20 protein-coding genes are annotated in these 19,734 nt (G+C 48.2%); 7 read left to right on the top strand and 13 right to left on the bottom strand.

Annotated features, from left to right (window positions below):
• The first annotated feature begins 16 nt into the window (after positions 1 to 16).
• The 3 genes from G9F75_RS17690 to G9F75_RS17680 all read left to right on the top strand — a co-directional run bounded on the left by G9F75_RS17690 (position 17) and on the right by G9F75_RS17680 (position 3,241).
• On the top strand, positions 17 to 763 hold the full coding sequence (locus G9F75_RS17690) for an NADPH-dependent oxidoreductase (RefSeq protein WP_022552590.1): 747 nt from the start codon (positions 17 to 19) through the stop codon (positions 761 to 763).
• Between the two features lie 160 nt (positions 764 to 923).
• Positions 924 to 1,799 carry a TetR/AcrR family transcriptional regulator gene (locus G9F75_RS17685; RefSeq protein ID WP_167409273.1) on the top strand — a complete coding sequence of 292 codons (876 nt, stop codon included), beginning with the start codon at positions 924 to 926 and terminating at the stop codon, positions 1,797 to 1,799.
• Between the two features lie 17 nt (positions 1,800 to 1,816).
• Positions 1,817 to 3,241: an MDR family MFS transporter gene (locus G9F75_RS17680; RefSeq protein ID WP_014416906.1), complete on the top strand. Its 1,425-nt coding sequence runs from the start codon at positions 1,817 to 1,819 to the stop codon at positions 3,239 to 3,241.
• A gap of 41 nt (positions 3,242 to 3,282) precedes the next feature.
• On the opposite strand, the gene G9F75_RS17675 is transcribed toward G9F75_RS17680, so the two are convergent.
• Genes G9F75_RS17675 through G9F75_RS17660 form a run of 4 tightly spaced genes read right to left on the bottom strand, consistent with a single transcriptional unit; the run spans position 3,283 to position 6,891 of the window.
• Entirely contained in the window at positions 3,283 to 4,227 is a 945-nt protein-coding gene (locus G9F75_RS17675; protein WP_021495116.1) for a siderophore ABC transporter substrate-binding protein, read from the bottom strand.
• Positions 4,228 to 4,248: 21 nt separating this feature from the next.
• The gene (locus G9F75_RS17670; protein WP_022552588.1) at positions 4,249 to 5,007 is read right to left on the bottom strand and encodes an iron ABC transporter ATP-binding protein; all 759 of its coding nucleotides are present in this window, start codon (positions 5,005 to 5,007) and stop codon (positions 4,249 to 4,251) included.
• Positions 5,001 to 5,948, bottom strand: coding sequence for an iron chelate uptake ABC transporter family permease subunit (locus G9F75_RS17665; protein ID WP_014416905.1), 948 nt, complete (start codon positions 5,946 to 5,948; stop codon positions 5,001 to 5,003). The genes G9F75_RS17670 and G9F75_RS17665 overlap by 7 nt, the downstream gene beginning before the upstream one ends.
• Complete coding sequence (locus G9F75_RS17660; RefSeq protein ID WP_014416904.1) at positions 5,938 to 6,891, bottom strand: ABC transporter permease; 954 nt, start codon at positions 6,889 to 6,891, stop codon at positions 5,938 to 5,940. The genes G9F75_RS17665 and G9F75_RS17660 overlap by 11 nt, the downstream gene beginning before the upstream one ends.
• A 413-nt stretch (positions 6,892 to 7,304) precedes the next feature.
• On the opposite strand from G9F75_RS17660, the gene G9F75_RS17655 reads away from it, so the two are divergent.
• Together G9F75_RS17655 and G9F75_RS17650 are read left to right on the top strand one after the other, a co-directional pair.
• Complete coding sequence (locus G9F75_RS17655) at positions 7,305 to 8,669, top strand: aspartate kinase (RefSeq protein WP_167409272.1); 1,365 nt, start codon at positions 7,305 to 7,307, stop codon at positions 8,667 to 8,669.
• 79 nt (positions 8,670 to 8,748) lie between these two features.
• Positions 8,749 to 8,859 carry a YjcZ family sporulation protein gene (locus tag G9F75_RS17650; RefSeq protein ID WP_369878517.1) on the top strand — a complete coding sequence of 37 codons (111 nt, stop codon included), beginning with the start codon at positions 8,749 to 8,751 and terminating at the stop codon, positions 8,857 to 8,859.
• A 150-nt stretch (positions 8,860 to 9,009) separates the two neighbouring features.
• Here the strand turns inward: G9F75_RS17650 and phrC are convergent, their stop codons facing one another.
• The 4 genes from phrC to yclJ form a co-directional block, all read right to left on the bottom strand.
• Positions 9,010 to 9,129 carry a phosphatase RapC inhibitor PhrC gene (gene phrC, locus G9F75_RS17645; protein ID WP_003156334.1) on the bottom strand — a complete coding sequence of 40 codons (120 nt, stop codon included), beginning with the start codon at positions 9,127 to 9,129 and terminating at the stop codon, positions 9,010 to 9,012.
• Positions 9,113 to 10,261: a Rap family tetratricopeptide repeat protein gene (locus tag G9F75_RS17640; RefSeq protein ID WP_014304340.1), complete on the bottom strand. Its 1,149-nt coding sequence runs from the start codon at positions 10,259 to 10,261 to the stop codon at positions 9,113 to 9,115. The genes phrC and G9F75_RS17640 overlap by 17 nt, the downstream gene beginning before the upstream one ends.
• A gap of 158 nt (positions 10,262 to 10,419) precedes the next feature.
• Positions 10,420 to 11,847 (bottom strand): two-component system sensor histidine kinase YclK, encoded by a 1,428-nt coding sequence (yclK, locus tag G9F75_RS17635; protein WP_103527150.1) that lies wholly within the window; start codon positions 11,845 to 11,847, stop codon positions 10,420 to 10,422.
• Positions 11,834 to 12,517, bottom strand: a complete 684-nt coding sequence (gene yclJ / locus G9F75_RS17630; RefSeq protein ID WP_014416901.1) for a two-component system response regulator YclJ — start codon at positions 12,515 to 12,517, stop codon at positions 11,834 to 11,836. Before yclJ ends, yclK begins: the two co-directional genes overlap by 14 nt.
• Before the next feature lie 212 nt (positions 12,518 to 12,729).
• Between yclJ and G9F75_RS17625 the strand changes: the two genes are divergently transcribed.
• Positions 12,730 to 14,163 carry an ABC transporter permease gene (locus G9F75_RS17625; RefSeq protein ID WP_167409271.1) on the top strand — a complete coding sequence of 478 codons (1,434 nt, stop codon included), beginning with the start codon at positions 12,730 to 12,732 and terminating at the stop codon, positions 14,161 to 14,163.
• A gap of 14 nt (positions 14,164 to 14,177) precedes the next feature.
• Positions 14,178 to 14,861 carry an ABC transporter ATP-binding protein gene (locus G9F75_RS17620; protein ID WP_014416899.1) on the top strand — a complete coding sequence of 228 codons (684 nt, stop codon included), beginning with the start codon at positions 14,178 to 14,180 and terminating at the stop codon, positions 14,859 to 14,861.
• A 103-nt stretch (positions 14,862 to 14,964) separates the two neighbouring features.
• On the opposite strand, the gene G9F75_RS17615 is transcribed toward G9F75_RS17620, so the two are convergent.
• Genes G9F75_RS17615 through G9F75_RS17595 form a run of 5 tightly spaced genes read right to left on the bottom strand, consistent with a single transcriptional unit; the run spans position 14,965 to position 19,728 of the window.
• Positions 14,965 to 16,311, bottom strand: a complete 1,347-nt coding sequence (locus G9F75_RS17615) for an MmgE/PrpD family protein (protein WP_167409270.1) — start codon at positions 16,309 to 16,311, stop codon at positions 14,965 to 14,967.
• The gene (locus tag G9F75_RS17610) at positions 16,308 to 17,459 is read right to left on the bottom strand and encodes a M20 peptidase aminoacylase family protein (protein ID WP_022552583.1); all 1,152 of its coding nucleotides are present in this window, start codon (positions 17,457 to 17,459) and stop codon (positions 16,308 to 16,310) included. The genes G9F75_RS17615 and G9F75_RS17610 overlap by 4 nt, the downstream gene beginning before the upstream one ends.
• A 17-nt stretch (positions 17,460 to 17,476) precedes the next feature.
• Positions 17,477 to 18,226 carry an amino acid ABC transporter ATP-binding protein gene (locus G9F75_RS17605; protein WP_167409269.1) on the bottom strand — a complete coding sequence of 250 codons (750 nt, stop codon included), beginning with the start codon at positions 18,224 to 18,226 and terminating at the stop codon, positions 17,477 to 17,479.
• Positions 18,227 to 18,239: 13 nt separating this feature from the next.
• The gene (locus tag G9F75_RS17600; protein ID WP_007410261.1) at positions 18,240 to 18,914 is read right to left on the bottom strand and encodes an amino acid ABC transporter permease; all 675 of its coding nucleotides are present in this window, start codon (positions 18,912 to 18,914) and stop codon (positions 18,240 to 18,242) included.
• A gap of 22 nt (positions 18,915 to 18,936) precedes the next feature.
• The gene (locus G9F75_RS17595; RefSeq protein ID WP_014416894.1) at positions 18,937 to 19,728 is read right to left on the bottom strand and encodes an amino acid ABC transporter substrate-binding protein; all 792 of its coding nucleotides are present in this window, start codon (positions 19,726 to 19,728) and stop codon (positions 18,937 to 18,939) included.
• Positions 19,729 to 19,734 lie beyond the last annotated feature (6 nt).

Genomic DNA, 19,734 nt, shown 5'->3' with positions numbered 1-19,734 from the left:
CGAAAGGATGAATGACATGAACGAAGTCCTTCAAATATTAACAGACCACCGTTCCATCCGCAGCTACACAGATGAACCCGTATCGGATGAGCAGCTGGATCTTATCATCCAAGCAACTCAGGCAGCGCCGACTTCCATTAACGGCCAGCAATTTACCGTTATTGCGGTGAAAGATAAGGAACGGAAGAAAAAAATATCCGCATTGGCCGGCGGCCAGCCGTGGATTGACCAAGCGCCTGTTTTCCTTTTATTCTGCGCTGATTTTAACCGCGCCAAAATTGCGCTTGAAGAATATAATGATACACCGCTTGAGATCACGAACGGTTTAGAGTCCGTTCTAGTCGGAGCCGTAGATGTCGGGATTGCGCTGGGTACGGCAACGGCTGCGGCTGAATCAATGGGACTCGGCACTGTGCCGATCGGCGCCGTGCGCGGCAAGCCTGACGAACTCATTGAATTGCTGAAACTTCCGAAATACGTTTTCCCGGTTTCCGGTCTCGTCATCGGCCATCCGGCAGACCGCTCCGCGAAAAAACCGCGTCTGCCGCAAGCAGCCGTTCTGCATCATGAAACGTATCAAGAAGAAGATGTAAGAACCCATATCGAGGCCTATGACAAGCAGATGTCCGAATACATGAAAAAACGCACCGACGGACAGGAAACAAGAAACTGGTCACAAGGCATCACTTCCTACTATAAGCAGGTTTATTATCCTCACATTCGTGAAATGCTTGAAAAACAAGGATTTAAGACGGATAAATAAACGTATCAGCCTGCCGGAACACTCCGGCAGGTTTTTTCTATTTCTCAAACAAAAGCGTTGACACTATGTAAAAATTTTTGTTAATATTTTCATCATATACTCATTGGTTTTCTGTGAACCGATGGGTTTTCTATTGTGACGAAAGAAGGAATCTGGGCTTATGAATGATAAGAAAACGGATATTCTGCTGGCGGCAAGAAAGCTTTTTTCCGGGAAAAGCTTTTCGTCAGTTTCGATGCAGGCGATCGCAGAGGAGTGCAAAGTCTCCAAAGCATCTTTATATAAGCTGTTTGAATCAAAGGAAGACCTGCTCCTGGAGCTGCTCGACTTTAACCAGAAACAGATGGTAGCCGCCGCTTCATTATTGAATGAAGAAACAAGCCTCTCCCCTGAGGAACGGTTTGCCAAAAAACTGATGGCTGAGCTTGAAGGCTTCAGGCGCAATCAGCAGTTTTTTAATATGCTGATGTACGGAAGCCCCTCTTCCATTAATGAGCGGGTAAAACGGCATATTCACAGGGCCCGCTCCACCTTTATCTGCTGGCATCGCGATTCACTGATTCAGACATACGGCGATGACATTATTCCTTATGTATGGGAGCTGGTGATCGTCCTGCAGGGGCTCCTGAGAGAGTGCATCACGCTGATTAAGCTGGAAAAAGAACCGCTCGCCCTGGAGCCGCTCACGGAGTTTATCATCCGCCATCTCAATCTCATCGTCGAAAACAGGACAACCGAAACCGCTTTGCCTCAGGAGATGATTGACCTTTATATCGCCTCCGCTTCCTCATTTGAGCCGAAAGACAAAACCGTATTGATGGCTGAAAGCCTGAAGGAACTGAAAGAAGCCGTCTCAGCCCTTCCGGAGGAAAAATATGACGCCGCAGGACTCGCTTCCGCGGCGGCTATGCTGGAGAAAGAATCAGCGGACAAACAGCCGCGGGATTTTCTCATCAAAGCGCTCATCGGTTATTTGGAGCAGGCCGGACCGCTGCACCAGCCGCTTGCAGCCGTTAAAACATTGCTCAAACTATAAAGAAAGAAGGAATCAGCTTGAATAAGAGTATTAAAACTGCACCATACAACCGCTCTGTCATCGTCGGGATTCTTTTGGCGGGTGCGTTCGTCGCCATTTTGAACCAGACACTGCTTATCACGGCGCTGCCGCACATTATGAATGACTTCAATATAGACGCCAACAAAGCGCAATGGCTGACAACGTCGTTTATGCTGACGAACGGGATTTTGATTCCGATTACCGCGTTTTTAATAGAGAAATTTACAAGCCGCACCCTCTTGATTTCCGCCATGAGTATTTTCACGGCGGGCACCATTGTCGGCGCATTCGCCCCGAACTTTCCGGTGCTCTTAACGGCCCGGATTATTCAGGCGGCCGGCGCCGGAATTATGCTGCCTCTCATGCAGACGGTATTTCTCACGATTTTCCCGATGGAAAAGCGCGGCCGCGCCATGGGTATGGTCGGCTTGGTTATTTCGTTCGCGCCGGCGATCGGCCCGACGCTTTCCGGATGGGCGGTCGAAGCATTCTCTTGGCGGTCTTTGTTTTATATTATCTTCCCGATCGCAGTCATCGATTTGCTTTTAGCGATTATTCTGATGAAAAACGTCACGACATTACGAGAAACACAGATTGATATTTTATCTGTGATCTTATCGACCCTCGGATTCGGCGGTCTGCTTTACGGCTTCTCAAGCGCCGGTTCATCAGGGTGGACCAGTACTGAAGTGCTGACTTCGCTGCTTGTCGGAGCGGCCGCGCTGATTTTCTTTATCGCAAGACAGATGAAGCTCAAAAAACCGATGCTGGAATTCCGCGTGTTTTCTTTCGGGATTTTCAGCCTGACCACCCTGCTCGGAACGCTTGTTTTCGCGCTGCTGATCGGAACGGAAACCATTCTCCCGCTTTACACGCAAAAAGTCCGGGGCGTATCCGCGTTTGATACCGGATTAATGCTTTTGCCGGGCGCGATTGTGATGGGGATGATGTCTCCGTTTATCGGCCGGGTGTTTGACAAAATCGGCGGAAAAGGCCTTGCGATGACCGGATTCTTCATCATCCTGCTCACGTCCCTGCCGTTTATGAATCTGACGGACTCGACGTCTCTCATTTGGATTGTCGTCGTTTATACCGCGCGGCTTCTGGGAACAGCCATGATTATGATGCCGGTGACGACAGCGGGGATCAACGCCCTGCCGCGCCACTTAATTCCGCACGGCACAGCCATGAACAATACCGTCCGCCAAGTCGGCGGTTCTATCGGTACGGCGCTGCTGGTTTCCGTGATGAGCAGCCAGGCCGCGCACGCAAATGCGTCAACTCCGGCAAACGCCGCCCTGCACGGCATGAATGCGGCATTTGTCGTAGCAGCCTGCATCGCGCTGGCCGGCTTCCTCCTATCTTTTATATTGAAGAAAAAACCGCGTCAGCCCGAGCAGCAGCAGGCCGTTACGCGGTAAACCAAAAAGAACCCGATCACGTATGTGACCGGGTTCTTTTTTTACTTCTCGATTCCGTCTTTTACTTCTTTCACCATTTGCGCCATGGATTCCAGGCCGCCTCCTGATAAATACCATGTAGCTGAATCAAGGTAGACAACATGGTTGTTTTTCACGGCTTTCACCGATTTTACATAATCATTCTCAACCACTTGTTTTGTTGAAGATTTTGTGCCGATCGCTGTTCCGCGGTCAACGACAAACATGTAATCAGGGTTTGTTTTGGCGATATATTCATAGGAAATGCTTTGTCCGTGCAGTGAGGCTTCAATGTTTTTGTCAGCCGGTTTGACGCCGAACACATCATGAATGAAGCCGTATCTTGATTTAGATCCGAACGCGCTGATTTTGCCGTCGTTCGCCATCACCACTAACCCGTTTTTATCCGTGCTGCTTGTCTTTTTCTTCAGATCGGCAATGGATTTGTCAATTTTCGCAAGCTTATCTTTCACTTCATTTTCTTTGTTAAAGATTTTGCCGATCACTTCGGTGTTGTGCTTGAATCTGTCAACGTAGTTTGTATAGTCATCATCAAGATAAATCGTCGGCGCGATTTTTGAGAACTCTTTATAAGAATCAGATTGTCTGTGGGCGATAATGATTAAATCCGGATCAATATCCGCGACTTTTTCAAAATCCGGTTCTTTTAAACCGCCGGTATTGGCGTATTTATCACTTTTATATGAAGATAAGTATTTTGGAAGGTTTTGTTTCGGAAGTCCCGCCACGTGATCCTGTAAACCGAGTTCATCCATCGTGTCCAGCATTCCGAAGTTGAATACGACGACTTTTTTCGGATTCTTCGGCACTTTGACTCCTTCTTTGTTCAGGTCATCTTTGATTGTGATTGTTTCTTTTGATTTGCCTGATGTTTTGTCCCCGTTTCCGCATGCAGAAACAACAAAAATCGTAACTAGCGCAATGAATAGCAATGCGATTTTTTTCATGATTTTCACCTCATCTGGTTTTTAAGAAAAGTACACACCGATCCGCTGACTGTCAATCTCTTGAATCGGGATGGTCATATCATAAATATCTTCAAGCACGGAGGTTTCAATGATCTCCTCCGCCGGCCCTTCTTTGACGATCCGGCCGTTTTTCAGTGCGACGATATGGTCTGAATATACGGATGCGAAGTTGATATCGTGAATCACTACGACGACCGTTTTTCCGAAGTCTTCCACAAGCCGCTTCAACAGCTTCATCATTTCAACGGAATGCTTCATATCTAAATTGTTCAGCGGCTCATCGAGAAAAATATAGTCGGTATCCTGAGCGATGATCATCGCGATAAATGCCCTCTGGCACTGGCCTCCGCTGAGCTGATCGAGGTATTTATCCTTTAAATCATCCAGCTTCATATAACTGAGGGCCTGGTTGATATGCACCCAATCTTCATCCGTCAGTTTCCCTTGGGAATACGGAAATCTGCCGAAGCTGACCAGGTCTTTAATTGTCAGTCTGATATTGATTTGGTTCGTCTGCTTCAAGATGCTGATTTTTTTCGCCAGATCGTTGCTTTTACAGGCCCCGATCTCTTGCCCGTCGACCGTGATTTCCCCGGAATCCGTCTTAATCAGCCGGCTCATGATAGACAGCAGCGTGCTTTTTCCCGCGCCGTTCGGACCGATAAATGAGGTGAGCCTGCCCTTTTGAATGGATAGAGACGTTTTCTCAAGGACGACTTTCCCTCCGTATTGTTTGCTTACATTTTTGACCTCTACCATGATTTATTCTCCTTTAACAGCAGATAGATAAAATAAATCCCGCCGGCAAAATTAATGATGACGCTCAGCGTCGTGGAAAACGTGAACACTTTCTCCACGACGAACTGGCCTCCGACGAGCGCGACGATGCTGATCAGGACAGAACCCGCGATTAAATACGTGTGCCTGTAGGTTTTTAAAAACTCTCTCGCCAGATTGACGACAAGCAGTCCTAAAAACATAATCGGCCCCACAAGAGCCGTAGAGACAGACACAAGAATGGCGACGACAATGAGCATCTGTTTCACAAGCTTATCGTAATCAATCCCCAGGTTGACGGCGTGCTCCCTGCCGAGCGACAGCACGTCAAAAAACCGCGTGAACCGCCAGACATAAATGCCCGTCAGAAGAAAGACAGCACCGGCAAACCATAAAAGATCGGTGTTGATATTGTTAAAGCTGGCAAACATTTTGTCCTGAACAACCTGGAATTCATTCGGATCAATCAGCATCTGCATAAAGGATGACAGACTGTTGAACAGCGTGCCGAACACGACGCCGACAAGCAGAAGGAAAAACACGTTCCGCCCCTCGCCTTTAAACATGAGCTGATACAAAACGAGTGACAAGAGCACCATCAGCCCGACGGAGATGACGAAATTAAGATTTTTGTTCATCATGACGATATTCATTGAACCGAACAGGAACACGATGACGGTCTGAATGAGCATATACAGGGAATCGAGGCCTAAAATGCCCGGTGTCAGTATGCGGTTATTTGTAATCGTCTGGAAGATGACCGTTGAAAACGCGATCGCTCCTCCGGTAAGCATCATGGCAAGCACTTTGAAGCATCGTCTCGGCAGGGAGTATTCCCAATTGCCCAGTCCGTAGAACAGGAAGAATCCGATACATATCATGGCGAGCGCCGCCAGCAGCGTAATTTTTTTATTATGACTCATATGCTTTTCTCCTTAACAGCATATACAGGAAGATGCCGCTGCCGATAACACCGACCATCAGGCCGATGGAAATTTCGTACGGGAAAATGATCAACCTTCCCAAAATGTCGCAAAACAGTACAAAAACAGCGCCCAGCAGAGCGGTGTGGGGCAGGCTGCTCCTCAGGTTGTCCCCTTTGTAAATCGACACCATATTGGGAATGATCAAACCGAGAAACGGCAGCATCCCGACGGTCAGGATCACCAGTGAAGCGATGAGCGACACGATAATCAGACCGATATTAACGACGCGTTTGTATTTCAGGCCGAGATTGACGGAAAAGCTCTCTCCCATTCCCGCCACCGTAAATTTATCCGCATACACATAAGCGATGATCACCAGCGGGATACTCAGATATAAAAGCTCATACCGGCCTTTGACGACCAGTGAGAAATCTCCCTGCAGCCAAGATGACAGGTTTTGGATCAGATCGTATTTATATGCGATAAACGTGGCGATTGAGCTGACGATGTTCCCAAGCATTAAACCGACGAGAGGAATAAAAATCGCATCATTGAACTTGATTCTCTCGAGGATTTTCATGAAAAGGAAATTTCCTGCCAACGCGAAAACGAAAGCGATAGACATTTTCACAAGCGGACTCGCTGACGTAAAAAGCATTAATGAAATCAAAATTCCGAGCCTTGCCCAGTCCATCGTTCCCGCAGTCGTCGGCGATACAAATTTATTCCGGCTGATCTGCTGCATGATTAATCCGCAGATGCTCAGGCTCATGCCGGCGATGATAATGCTCACCAAACGCGGCAGCCGGCTGTCAAACAATGTACCTGCCTGTTCTTTATTTAAATGAAAAATATCCAGCGGCGACAAATCTTCTACACCGATAAATATAGAAGTACACGCCAAAACCGCCAGTAGCAAAAGTAAGTAACGTAGCTTCATGCTGCCTCCCTGCACCCATCACAAACGGTATGACTGATTGCCAAACAACTCCCATATATCCCACTCGTAATGATTATCATTATCAACGACAATTATAATCTTATCATCTTTCCAAGCGCAGTCAATACAGTTTTGCTTTCAAAAGCGGTCATCCGCGGGCCGTACACTAAATTGTCTTACAATCAGTCTATCAAGAATTTGCAGGATTTTCTATAACCTTCATTTGGCTGCTTATCATTTTTTGCACATGATGACACGCTTGAGGGAAACAAATCTGACAAACAGCGGCAAAATTCCTCCATGAAAATACAAATGTTCTCCCCACGTAGAAAAAATCCTTGATTTACATGTTTGAAAGAGAGATAATAAAAATTAAATTTGTGAGAAAATTTAAATATTAGGGGATGTAAATCATGAAAGTTGTAAAATTCGGAGGCAGCTCTCTTGCGTCAGGAGCCCAGCTTGAGAAAGTGTTTCAAATCGTGACGGCTGATCCCGCGCGGAAAGCCGTCGTCGTATCGGCACCGGGAAAACGCTTCTCGGACGATACAAAGGTGACGGATCTGTTAATCCGCTGTGCGGAGCATTATTTGCAAAAAGGTGCAGCGCCCGAGCTTGCCGAAACAGTCATTGAGCGGTACGCCGCCATCGCGCGTGAGCTGAACCTGGATTTCTCTATTATAGAAAGAATCCGCAGTGACCTATTCGCTCTCTTAAACAGCTGTAAAACCAATCCCGAACAATATATGGATGCGGTGAAGGCGAGCGGCGAGGACAACAACGCGAAGCTGATCGCAGCCTACTTCCGGCGCCAGGGCGTGAAAGCGGAATACGTAAGTCCGAAAGAAGCGGGGCTGTTTGTGACGAATGAACCCGGAAGCGCGCAGGTGCTCCCTGAGTCTTATGATCATTTGTACCGTCTGAGAAACTGGGAAGGCTTGATCATTTTTCCGGGATTTTTCGGTTACACGAAGGAGCATGAGATTGTGACGTTTTCCCGGAGCGGTTCTGATATTACCGGCTCCATTCTCGCCAACGGCTTAAAAGCTGACCTGTACGAAAACTTTACTGATGTGGACGCCGTCTATTCCGTCAACCCGTCAATCGTGCGGCATCCGAAAGAAATTAACGAACTGACGTATCGGGAAATGCGTGAGCTCTCCTATGCCGGATTTTCCGTTTTTCATGATGAAGCGCTGATTCCCGCATTTCGGGCCGGCATCCCCGTTCAGATTAAGAATACGAATAATCCGGATGCGAAAGGAACACGCGTCGTCAGCAGCCGTGACAATACGAACGGGCCAGTCATCGGCATCGCAAGCGACACGGGCTTTTGCAGCATTTACATAAGCAAATATTTAATGAACCGGGAAATCGGTTTCGGCCGCAAAGCCCTTCACATTTTGGAGGAAGAAGGGTTGACGTATGAACACGTTCCATCCGGCATTGACGACATCACAATCATCCTTCGGCACAATCAGATGGACTCAGAACTGGAACACAGGCTCGTCACCCGTCTGAAGCAGGAGCTTCAAGCAGATGAAGTCACAGTCAGGCACAATCTGGCGCTGATTATGGTCGTCGGGGAAGCGATGCGCCATAATGTCGGCACAACCGCCAGGGCATCCAAAGCACTGTCGGAAGCGGGCGTCAACATCGAGATGATCAATCAAGGGTCCTCGGAAGTCAGCATGATGTTCGGAGTGAAAGAAGAACAGGAAAAACACGCGGTGCGGGCGCTGTATGACGAATTTTTCGCCGGAGTTTTACTCTCATAGGACACCGCCTCTTTTTTCTCTTGTCCACTAATATCCCTTACAAAGCAGCTTCTTTTACATATTGTATGGTATAGACAATATGGAGGTGAAGCTCATGTCAGGATATTCAGGAGTCAGCTCTTTCGCTTTGATCGTTGTTTTATTTATCCTGTTGATTATTGTTGGTACTGCCTTCGTTGGCGGTTTCTAAGCATCACTCCGTCTATATGAGGACGCTGCGGGTTTTGACCTGCGGCGTTTTCTTTTGTTTTCCGCCGCTGTCCGAGTCCGGCCGCGCAAAAAAAAAGACTGCCGGGAACATTCTCGGGCAGTCTTTTCCTTTGTTCAGGTTATTTTCTTCTCACGTCATTCCTCTTTCAGCTACATGGAATTCAGCCTGATCTGTCTGGCCTGCACCTGTCACTGTAAAAATCGCGGCGGCTGCTAAACAAATAACAAACCATTTAGATTTCAATTTCATACAAACCCTCACTCCTTTGTATTTGTTTCCTTGCCTCTTCGACTTTCAGAAAATAGTCAGAAGAAATTTTAAAGCAATTTTGTTCATAGTAATATTTAGCTGCTTCTAGTGCTAAATCCTCTATATCGGCGTATAAATTTTTATCTTCCAGGTAACGGAAACATGCGCTGATTGTTTCCTCATCCGGTTTCGCCTGATACAGAGCCTGCAGCCATTCGAATTTTACCGTGTAAACGGGATCGTCTGTTTCTTTAGCATATTCATATCCCCGCTTGTGATATTCCGACGCTTTTTCTTTTTTTCCGAGTTTAAAGTAAATGAGTGTGATTAGAAAATATGCTTGAGGAAGAGAATTGACGATTCTTTGTGATTCAAATGTATCGACCGCCCGTTCAAAGTACGGAATCGCTTCGCCGATGCGGTCTTGATTGTAGTAGCACAGTCCGAGGTTATACAGCGCTCTCCCGACAAGCTGCGCTTTTTGTTCTTTTTCGGCCATTTGCAGAGCGTGCTGAAAATGTTTGGCCGCCTGTTCAAAGCGCCTTTCATCCATTAAATTGACGCCGAATACAAAATGGCATTGAATGATCCGGACGTTATATGTGTCCTGCTCTACGTAAATTTCATAAGCGTTTTTTATATGTATCAAAGAAAAATACGTTTGTTTCATATGATAATAAGCTTCGGCCACTTTAAAATAAAACTCCGCCCGTTCCACGTGGTCCGATACGAAGGCCAGTTTTTTCTCAGCTTGTTTATAATATGTAATCGCTGAGATAAATTCTCTTTTATCAAATTCAAACATGCCTTTGAAAAAGTTGACGTAATAATCGAGAAGCCCTTTGAGGCCGGCCTGGCTGTTATCAATGTTATCAAGAATTTCCGACAGGGTCGGCTGGTCTTCTATCTTCAGTTTTTCCAGCGGCTCCAAGTAGTCCAGCATCAGCTGATGGCGAAATTCCATGAGGGAATAATAAAGCACTAAGTTCGAATCAGGCTCCATACGGTCAAGCTCTTGTTTGATCTCGGCTTTCAAGATCTCCGCATCCGGCACGCTGAATGTTCTGATGTATCGATACCACTCGTTAATTTTCTGCCCGACTGCTGAAGAAGGAATTAACCCGCTCTTCATTCCTTCACCCTCCCCATCCAAGACCTGTTTACCAGTTATTTTATCACGTTTCCGTCTCTTTCCATCCCGAAAAACACGCAAACTTTGTTTCGGCAGAGCGCAATTTTCCGAGTGGAGTTAAAACAGACGGCGGCCAGACGAGACCGCCGGTTTCAAGATTATTCATTTTTCGTATTCAGCGGAAGGCGGATTGTAAAGGTCGTTCCTTTTCCTTTTTCGCTGTCAATATCTATCGTGCCCTTGTGCATTTCGACGAGCTGCCTGACGATGGACAGGCCGAGTCCGTATTCGCCGTATGCCGTATTCCTCCGGGACACGTCCGCCTTATAAAACCGCTCCCATATATGCTCAATTTCCTCTTTGGAGATGCCGATCCCGGTGTCTTCGATTTCAATCACCGTTTCTTTATAGCCTTCATACCCGCGCAGCGTGATGTCTCCCTTTTGCGTAAATTGTATGCTGTTTTTCGTGATGTTGACGAGAATCTGGATCAGCCTGTCATAATCGGCGAACACTTTGACGCCGTCCTCCACTTGAATACGCAGCTGATTTTGTTTTTCCTCCGCCTGCTGATTGAGATGCTCTTTAATAATTTCAAACACCTCGATGAGCGGCAGACTGAGCTTGTCCAATTTGATTTGCTGGGATCTGATTTTTTCATAATCCAGGTTTTCTTTCACGAGCCTGAGCATCCGCTTCGTTTCTTCGCTGATCAGCGAGAAGCATTTCTCTTTATCTTTTTCCGGGATGGTGTTGCTGTTAAGCCCCTCCACAAGTCCGTTAATGGTCGTCAAAGGCGTTCTCAGCTCATGGGAGACATCGGCGATAAATTGGCGCCTCCGCTTTTCAAGGCGGTCAATCTGCTCTCTCGATTGCTTCAGATTTTTGGCCATGGTGTTGAAATCGGACGCCAGCATGCCGATTTCATCGCCGCCGCTGTTCTTGAGCGAAATATCGTAATCACCGGATGCCACTTTTCCGGTCGCATCCCGCAATGTCTGAATCCGCTTGACGTGAAATTTAGATAAAAGCCAGCTCAGCAGAATCGTGATGATAAGGGTGCTGATGATCGCGTAAATCATATAGCGGTTGACCTGGCTGATCATCTGCTCGACCCCTCTGACGGGAGACACGAGCAGCACCGCTCCTTTAAATTGATCGTTGATAAAAAGCGGTTTTGCGACAAGCGATACTTCCAAGCCTTCCGTATTAAAACGGTTCATTTCCGCTCTGATCTGAACGGTTTTCCCTTGCTTCAGCATGTGCCACTCTTTACTTTTCAGCTTCTCGCGCGGCGGCATATCGTCAGGAAAAAAGTAAGGCTGCTGATGTTCATCAAAAATAATAAATCTGGTCTCGCGCGTTTTTAACATGTCCTGATACGGATACAGGCGGCGCAGATCAAGATCGCGGCTGTTCAGCTCACTTGTGATCTGTTGGGCGTAAGATGACAGCTCATCCACTTTATTTTGATACGCAAAATCTTTCACAAAGTGCGAAAACAGGGAAATGATGATGAAAAAGGCCAAAATCAAAATGCTGACATGGCTTAACAGCAGCTGATATAAGTATTTAATCCTCATCAAATTTGTATCCTACCCCCCACACCGTGTATAAAAACGGTTTTTCGTCACTGGACAGTTTTTTGCGCAGCCGTTTAATATGAACATCAACCGTACGTTCATCGCCGTAAAATTGATAGCCCCACACCTGCTCAAGCAGTTGCTCTCTCGAAAAAACCTGGCGCGGGTTTTGTGCGAGATAAAAGAGCAGATCGAATTCCTTCGGCGTCAGATTCTCGACAGGTTTTCCGTGCAGAAACACTTCCCGCGTCTTCTTATTGATTGAAAAACACGCCGTTTCGATCAAGTCGTCGCTTTTTACGGCCTGCCCCGTCGCCCGGTATCTTCTGATCACCGCTTTAATCCGCGCTACTAGTGTCAGCGGGCTGAACGGCTTGGTGACATAGTCGTCGGCCCCCATTTCAAACCCGATCACCTGATCAGACTCCGTGTCCTTTGCGGTCAGCATAATAATCGGCACACTGCTCGTCTCTCTTATTTTCCGGCAGATCGTCACTCCGTCCATGGATGGGAGCATAATGTCCAGAATGACCAAATCCCAGTCCTCTTCCGTGAACCGCTGATAGCCTTCCACTCCGTCATGGACAAATTCGGCTTCAAATCCTTCTTTAAAAAAGAACATTTCCGTCATGGTGCATACGCTTATATTATCTTCTATCATTAATATCTTCATTTGTTCCTCCGCTTATCTTGACGCTTTTTCTTATAATAGCACCATTTTACCCGGATGTTTTCGGGTTTCACAAATGTTAGTTTTTATTTCATCACCCGGAAATAGTTTGTTCATATTTTTTTCATACATTTCTCCTACTATATACATATCGGATGGCCGGTGCTAAAGAAGGCCGGTTTTACAAGATCTGACATCCATACGGAGGAACAGACATGAACTTTATAAAAAGAGCCTTTTGGAGCATGAAGGCAAAAAAGGGAAAAACATTTTTGCAGCTGGTTGTGTTTTCAGTGATTTGCATTTTTGTCCTGTCCGGTCTTGCGATCCAGTCAGCGGCAAAGAAATCAAGCGAACTGGCAAGGCAGCAGCTCGGCGGGAGCGTCACACTCCAGGCTGACCGCCAAAAGCAAATGGCGCAGCAGCAAAAAGACGGTGAAAAGAGGACGTTTGAATCAACACCGATTTCCGTCTCAGATGCCAAGAAGCTTACATCTTTACAGCATGTTAAAAATTACAACTTCCTCACGACAGCGTCAGCAAATGCAGAAAGCTTTGATGCGATAAAAAGCTCAGGCGAATCAGCCGATAACAGTTCCGGCGCCGGCCGTTTTCAAGGCGGCGGAAGACAGATGATTTCAGCGGATATCTCGATCGAAGGCGTGCTCTCTACGGCATTGCTTGATGATTTCACGGACGGGAGCTCAAAAATCACTGACGGACGCGCCATCACAAAAACAGATGCGGACACAAAAGTCGCCGTGATTAATGAAACGCTGGCAGATCAAAACAAGCTGAAGGTCGGAGGCTCCATTACCGTTTCCTCAGCAGCGGCTGATTCTGTGAAAACGAAGCTTAAAATTGTGGGAATCTATAAAACAACATCATCAGGAGACGATCAGGCACAGCATTTTTCATTCTTAAATCCTGACAATAAAATCTATACGCCTTACACCGCCGCGGCGGCGTTAAAAGGGTCTGATAACAAAAACAAAATCAGCTCAGCCGTTTATTATATGGATGATGCCAAATATATTGACTCATTCGTTGCGGCTGCGAAAAAAACATCTGTAGATGATAAAACCTACGCGCTGACGACAAATGATCAGGTGTATCAGCAAATGGTCGGCCCGATTGAAAATGTCGCGTCATTTTCTAAAAACGTGGTATACCTTGTATCCATCGCGGGCGCGGTCATTCTTGGGTTGATCGTGATGATGTCGATCAGGGAACGTAAGTATGAAATGGGTGTCTTGATGGCGATCGGCGAAAAGCGCTGGAAGCTCATCGGACAATTCTTAACGGAAATTCTGGTTGTCGCGGTTATCGCCATCGGGATCGCATCCGTCACGGGCAGCCTTGTGGCGAATCAGCTCGGAAATCAGCTTCTTTCCCAGCAGGTCAGCTCAGCCGGTGATTCGCAGCAAACAAGCGGCTGGGGCGGAGGAGAAATGCTGCGGGGAGGCGGCATGTTCGGTCAGCATTCATCCGGCGCGGATGTCATCAGTACAATGCAGGTAAACGTCTCGCTGAATGACCTTCTGATTCTTGGCGGGATCGGCGTCGCAATTGCCGTCATCGCCACATTACTGCCGTCTGTATCAGTCATGCGGCTTCACCCTAAAACGATCCTGACCAAGCAGGAATAAGAGGAGGCAGCATAATGAGCCTATTAACCTTTCAACAGACCGGCTACTGGTACCAAGACAAATCACAGCCGCTGTTTCAGGATATAACGATCAGCTTTGAAAAAGGGAAGTTTTATACAATTGTCGGCGCCTCCGGAACGGGAAAAACAACGTTTCTGTCTCTGGCGGGCGGCCTTGACACACCTAAAGAGGGAAGCATCCTTTATAACGGAGAAGACATCTCCAAAATCGGATTAACCAAATTCAGAAATCAATATGTCTCTATCGTCTTTCAATCTTATCATCTGATCCCGTATATGACGGCGCTCCAGAATGTCACAACGGCGATGGAGATCACCGGCTCTAAGGAGAACAACAAAGATGCGTTCGCGCTCAGCATGCTGAAAAAAGTCGGCTTCACCGAACAGCAGGCCCGTCAGCGGGTGCTGACATTAAGCGGCGGACAGCAGCAGCGCGTTTCAATTGCGCGGGCTTTCTGCTGTGACACGGATTTGATTTGCGCGGACGAGCCGACGGGAAATCTCGACGAGGATACGTCAAAGGAAATCGTCCGGCTCTTTCAGGACTTGGCGCATAAAGACGGCAAATGCGTCATCATGGTTACGCACGACGAACAAATTGCCAAAGTTTCGGATATCAACATCCGCTTATTAAGAGGAGGTTTCACGGTAAAAGAAAACGGCACGGCCGTTTCCTGATACCGCGCCCCTGCCAGCGCAGACAGGGGCGCACCCTATATCCCCCTATTCAATAGAAGTGAACGTAAAAAGAGCGAGGGCTGCATCCCCCCGCTCTTTTTATTTATATCAGCTGTAAATAACGGTCCATATTTGATTGTCGGGCTGCTTTGATCAATTCTTCCGCCTTTTCCTCTTCCCCCGGCAAAGCGAGCCGGAGTTTGTCTTCAATGTCTTTTTCAGAAAGGCCGTTTCCCGGCGCTCCCTTCGGACAGTCGATACGTGTTTCATAGACATGACCGCCGGAAGCCGTAACCCGTACAATTGTAAAACGGCCCTTCGGAACGGCGTTTTCAGCCGGCTGAATTTGGTCATCGCAGCTGCGGTGAATCCGCTCAAATCCTTTTTGAAAGGATTCCGGAATCGGCTCGGAGGTGAAATGTTCAACTGAAAAATCCTTACCGTGCAAAGCTAAGGTGATCACATATTCCACGCTGAATCTTCCCGCTTCGCCTGTTTTCGGACGCTGTTCTGTCAATGCGGCGTCACCGCCCGGCGGATAAATCACGTCGATCCGTTCCGTTTGGCCGAAAGTGAGACCATGTTCGGCCTTCAGCTTGAGAATGGCGTCCGCCGCATGATGAGCCGCCGAGCAAAACGGATAAACCTTAAACCAAAGTCCCGGGCTCACAATCCGCCAAGGTTTTCCCCACCCGTTTACAAGCAGGGTTTCTGCCCGTTCAAGATCGCCGTACAGTCCGAAAAAACCTTTCTCCCCGTCGAGCGCATGAACTGAGCCGCCGAAACCGGCCTTTGCAAGCTTTACGGCGAACAATCCGGCTTGAGCGGCCAGTCCGGCGTGGAGCGGCTTCATTTCTGTCCCGAATTGCACTCTCATGCCTCCGGAACGGGCAGCCGCAAACCCGATTGCTTTCTGCAATTGGGTTTGATTCAGATTCTCCGCGAATCCGACGGCGCATGCAGCCGCAATGGCACCTAACGTTCCTGTATTGTGCCAGCCTTTCTCGTAATGATGCCTTCCAGCTGACTCACCGAGCCGCGCCATCACTTCGATTCCCGTCACATAAGCACCGAGAAAACGGCTTTTGTCTATACGGCCGGCTGATGCGGCTGCAATCAAAGCCGGAAGGATGACTGCGCTCGGATGTCCTCTTACATCAGAATGAACATCATCAAAATCAAGCGCATGTGCGATGAAGCCGTTAATGAGCGCGGATTGGGACGGCGCGGTTTTTTGATTTCTGCCGATAAGCGGCGCTATCGGCACCCCGCCTTCTTCTTCGGCCAGTTTTACCAGCTTTTCAACTCCTTTATCCCGTCTCCCCGCAAAGGCTGCCGCTGTAAAATCAAGCAGTCCTTTGCGCGCTTCTTTCATCGCTTCAGCGGATGTTTCCGGCACAGACGACATGACGGCCTGAGCAAGCCCGGCCGTCAGATTTTCCGTATTCAATCCGTCTGCTCCAATACGTTGACGGTCAGCCGAGCGAAAAACTCAGCCGCTGCCGGGAGCGCTTTTTCGTCGAGTGTGAAGGCGGGATGGTGCCATTCTTCTGTTCCGTTTGTTCCCATCCAGACGAAGAAGCCGGGGATTTTTTCTTGATATAATGCGAAGTCTTCGCCGCCGGGCGACTGTTCTGCCCGAACGGTTTGAAGCCCGAGATCTTCAGCCGTTTGTTCCGCCGCCTGAATGAAACGGGCGTCGTTCATCACTGACGGAAGGTAGGGATACCAGCGGAATTCGGATTCTGCCCCGAACCCTGCCGCGATTCCTTCGGCAACCCGCTTCATATGTTTCGGAACAGCGTCACGCGCTTCCTTTTGAAACGTCCGGACGGTGCCTTCCATTTCAACATGGTCCGGGATGACATTCCAAGAGCTGCCGCCCTGAACTCTTGTGATGCTGACGACGGCATTGTGAAGCGAGCTGATATTTCTGCTGACAACTGATTGCAGGCCGCCGATGATCTGTCCTGCCGCCTGAATCGGATCAATGCTGTTGTCAGGGATTCCGGCGTGGCCGCCTTTTCCTTTAACAGTGATTTCAAAGCGGTCGACACTCGCCATCAGCGGGCCTTCTTTCAGACCGACCGTGCCGACGGGGAGGTCAGGTTTGTTATGCATGCCGAATATCGCCGATACACCGTCAAGCGCGCCGGCTTCAATGACCTGTCTTGCTCCGGCGGCGATTTCTTCCGCGGGCTGAAAAATAAACCGCACCGTTCCTTTCAGCTCATGCTTTCTCTCATTTAATAAGAAAGCCGTGCCGAGGATAGATGCCGTATGGAAATCATGGCCGCAGGCGTGCATCACGCCGCTGTTTCGCGAAGCAAACGGAAGGTTTGTTTTCTCTTCGATCGGCAATGCGTCGATGTCCGCTCTGACGGCGATGACGGGGCCGCTTTTGTCTCCTTTGATTTCAGCGATCACTCCGGTTTGAAGTTTCGGCACATCAAGAACCGTGACTCCTTCTTCCTCCAGCCAGCGGCGGATTTTATTCGTCGTTTCGTATTCCTCGCCTGACAGCTCAGGGTGCTCATGAAGGTCGCGGCGGATATTGATTAAACGTTTGTTTAATGATTCATACGTTTCATTTGCCATTTCTTCTTCTTCCCTTCTTAGACAAGTTCGGCGGGCTCTCCCACTTGCTTAATGAATTTTTTCGTCCGTTCGTTCTGCGGATTGTCAAACAGCTCTTCCGGCGTTCCCTGTTCGATGATGCGTCCGTCTGCCATAAAAATAACCTTGTCGGCCACTTCACGAGCAAAAGCCATCTCATGCGTGACAATGATCATGGTTGTCTGTTTTTCGGCAATTGATTTGATGACTTGGAGCACCCCGGCTACAAGCTCAGGGTCAAGGGCCGAAGTCGGTTCATCCAGTAAAATCGCGTGAGGATCAACGGCCAAGGCGCGCGCAATCCCGATCCGCTGCTGCTGCCCGCCTGACATCGTAATCGGGTAGCTGTCCGCTTTGTGTTCTAAAGCGACTTGCCGCAGCAGATCCATACCGATCTGTTCCGCTTCTTTTTTCGGTTTCTTTTGCGCGGTGATCAGCGCCTCTGTCACATTTTGCAGGGCGGTTTTGTTTTTGAACAGGTTGTAATTCTGAAACACCATCGCCGTCTGCTGGCGAAGCTTATGAACGTCTTTGCGCGAATAGGACGAGGCATTCAGCTTTGCATCACCGATTTCAATGATGCCGTCATCCGGGCGCTCCAGCAGATTCAAACAACGGAGGAGCGTTGATTTTCCCGAGCCTGACGGGCCGATGATGGCCGTGACTTCGCCGCTTTTGATCTCAAGATCGATCCCGTCAAGTACGGTAAGGTCTTTAAATGCTTTTCGAATATGTCTGACTTGTATCATCCTGAGCCTCCTCCTATGTGCGATAAGGCTTGCTGATCGCCCGTTCGAGCAGATCCTGCAGCACACTGTAAATAATCGTAAGAATCCAGTACATGACCGCGACGGCTAAATACGTCTCAAAATATTTGAGGTTGCCTGATGCGTACATTTTTCCTTGGGCGAACATTTCCATCACTCCTAATGTAAAGGCGAGCGATGTTTCTTTTAACAGGCCGATAAACGTATTTCCCGTCGCGGGAAGCGCGTTTCTGACGGCTTGCGGGAAAATGATCCGTCTGTACGCCTGGGATTTTGTCATTCCGACAGACAGACAGGCTTCAAGCTGCCCCTCATCGACTGAGTTGAGCGCCGCGCGGAAGATTTCAGCCAAGTAGGCGGCATTTTTCAGGCTTAACCCGATAATCGCCGCAGTTAACGCCGTCATCTTGCTCATTCCGGGAAACAGCTGAGGCAGGCCGTAATAAATTAAGAAAAGCTGCACGAGCGTCGGCACGCCCCGGAAAAATGAAATATACACCTTTGACAGCTGGTGAAGCACAGGAACACGATTTTTTGTGATAAGCGCTAATATAAGGCCGCCGATCACGGCAAATACCATGGCCGCGACGGCCATAAGTAATGTGATCGGCAAGGCTTCGATTAACGCGGGAAAAGCTGAAAACATAAATCCCCAATCAATGCTGTTCATTCTCGATTTTCACCGCCGTTTCTTAATGCTTTGCTTCCGTTGTGATATCTTCGTTAAAGTACTTTTCAGACAGCTTTTTCAGCGTGCCGTCTTTCCGCAGGTCTTCAATGGCTTTGTTTACTTTTTTACGGATTTTATCGTGAGCCGCATCTTTCGCAAACGGGAAAGCGACTTTTTCATAGACAATCGGGTCTCCTGCTAATTTCAGAGGCAGACCGGTCTTTTTGATCTGGGCGATCAGGACGCTGCGGCTGTTTACATAAGCGTCAACCCGTCCGTAAGCCACGTCTTTCAGCGTACCTTCTTGTGTTTCATATGTTTTAATGTTGATTTTTTTATCCGGGTCCTTGCTCTCAAGGTTTTTCGCGTGGTTTGAGCCCAGAACGGCCGCCACTGTTTTTCCTTTTAGATCGTTGACTGATTTGATGTCTTTGTTATCGTTTTTGACGACGATTTGAGTGCCCGCATACGAATACGGTTCTGTGAAGTTATACGTTTTCTTGCGTTCGTCCGTGACAGCGACCTGGTTAGAGATGGTATCGAGTTTGCCGGTCTGGAGCTCTCCCATCAGACCGCTGAATTCAAGCAGCTTCCAGTCCAGTTTCATGTTGATTTTTTTCGCGACGGCTTCCATGACATCCACGTCAAAGCCGGTCAGCTTGCCGTTTTCTTTATATGCGAACGGATAGCTTTGTCCGGTGGCGCCTACATGCAGTACGTTATCGCCGCCTTCGCTTTCTTTTCCGTTTCCGCATGCTGATAAGACCGCCAAAAGCGCGGCAGACAGCAGCAAAGCCCATGTTTTCTTCTTCATTGAAAT

The organism is Bacillus sp. EKM208B, assembly GCF_011800725.1.
GTDB lineage: Bacteria > Bacillota > Bacilli > Bacillales > Bacillaceae > Bacillus > Bacillus velezensis.
This window is presented reverse-complemented; position numbering and strand designations above follow the sequence as displayed.

Excerpts from the sequence above, each read along its gene's own strand:
- G9F75_RS17690 (WP_022552590.1), top strand. The coding sequence starts at position 17 with ATGAACGAAGTCCTTCAAATATTAACAGACCACCGTTCCATCCGCAGC.
- G9F75_RS17685 (WP_167409273.1), top strand. The coding sequence starts at position 924 with ATGAATGATAAGAAAACGGATATTCTGCTGGCGGCAAGAAAGCTTTTT.
- G9F75_RS17675 (WP_021495116.1), bottom strand. The coding sequence starts at position 4,227 with ATGAAAAAAATCGCATTGCTATTCATTGCGCTAGTTACGATTTTTGTT.
- G9F75_RS17670 (WP_022552588.1), bottom strand. The coding sequence starts at position 5,007 with ATGGTAGAGGTCAAAAATGTAAGCAAACAATACGGAGGGAAAGTCGTC.
- G9F75_RS17665 (WP_014416905.1), bottom strand. The coding sequence starts at position 5,948 with ATGAGTCATAATAAAAAAATTACGCTGCTGGCGGCGCTCGCCATGATA.
- G9F75_RS17660 (WP_014416904.1), bottom strand. The coding sequence starts at position 6,891 with ATGAAGCTACGTTACTTACTTTTGCTACTGGCGGTTTTGGCGTGTACT.
- G9F75_RS17655 (WP_167409272.1), top strand. The coding sequence starts at position 7,305 with ATGAAAGTTGTAAAATTCGGAGGCAGCTCTCTTGCGTCAGGAGCCCAG.
- G9F75_RS17650 (WP_369878517.1), top strand. The coding sequence starts at position 8,749 with ATGGAGGTGAAGCTCATGTCAGGATATTCAGGAGTCAGCTCTTTCGCT.
- phrC (WP_003156334.1), bottom strand. The coding sequence starts at position 9,129 with ATGAAATTGAAATCTAAATGGTTTGTTATTTGTTTAGCAGCCGCCGCG.
- G9F75_RS17640 (WP_014304340.1), bottom strand. The coding sequence starts at position 10,261 with ATGAAGAGCGGGTTAATTCCTTCTTCAGCAGTCGGGCAGAAAATTAAC.
- yclJ (WP_014416901.1), bottom strand. The coding sequence starts at position 12,517 with ATGAAGATATTAATGATAGAAGATAATATAAGCGTATGCACCATGACG.
- G9F75_RS17625 (WP_167409271.1), top strand. The coding sequence starts at position 12,730 with ATGAACTTTATAAAAAGAGCCTTTTGGAGCATGAAGGCAAAAAAGGGA.
- G9F75_RS17620 (WP_014416899.1), top strand. The coding sequence starts at position 14,178 with ATGAGCCTATTAACCTTTCAACAGACCGGCTACTGGTACCAAGACAAA.
- G9F75_RS17610 (WP_022552583.1), bottom strand. The coding sequence starts at position 17,459 with ATGGCAAATGAAACGTATGAATCATTAAACAAACGTTTAATCAATATC.
- G9F75_RS17605 (WP_167409269.1), bottom strand. The coding sequence starts at position 18,226 with ATGATACAAGTCAGACATATTCGAAAAGCATTTAAAGACCTTACCGTA.
- G9F75_RS17600 (WP_007410261.1), bottom strand. The coding sequence starts at position 18,914 with ATGAACAGCATTGATTGGGGATTTATGTTTTCAGCTTTTCCCGCGTTA.
- G9F75_RS17595 (WP_014416894.1), bottom strand. The coding sequence starts at position 19,728 with ATGAAGAAGAAAACATGGGCTTTGCTGCTGTCTGCCGCGCTTTTGGCG.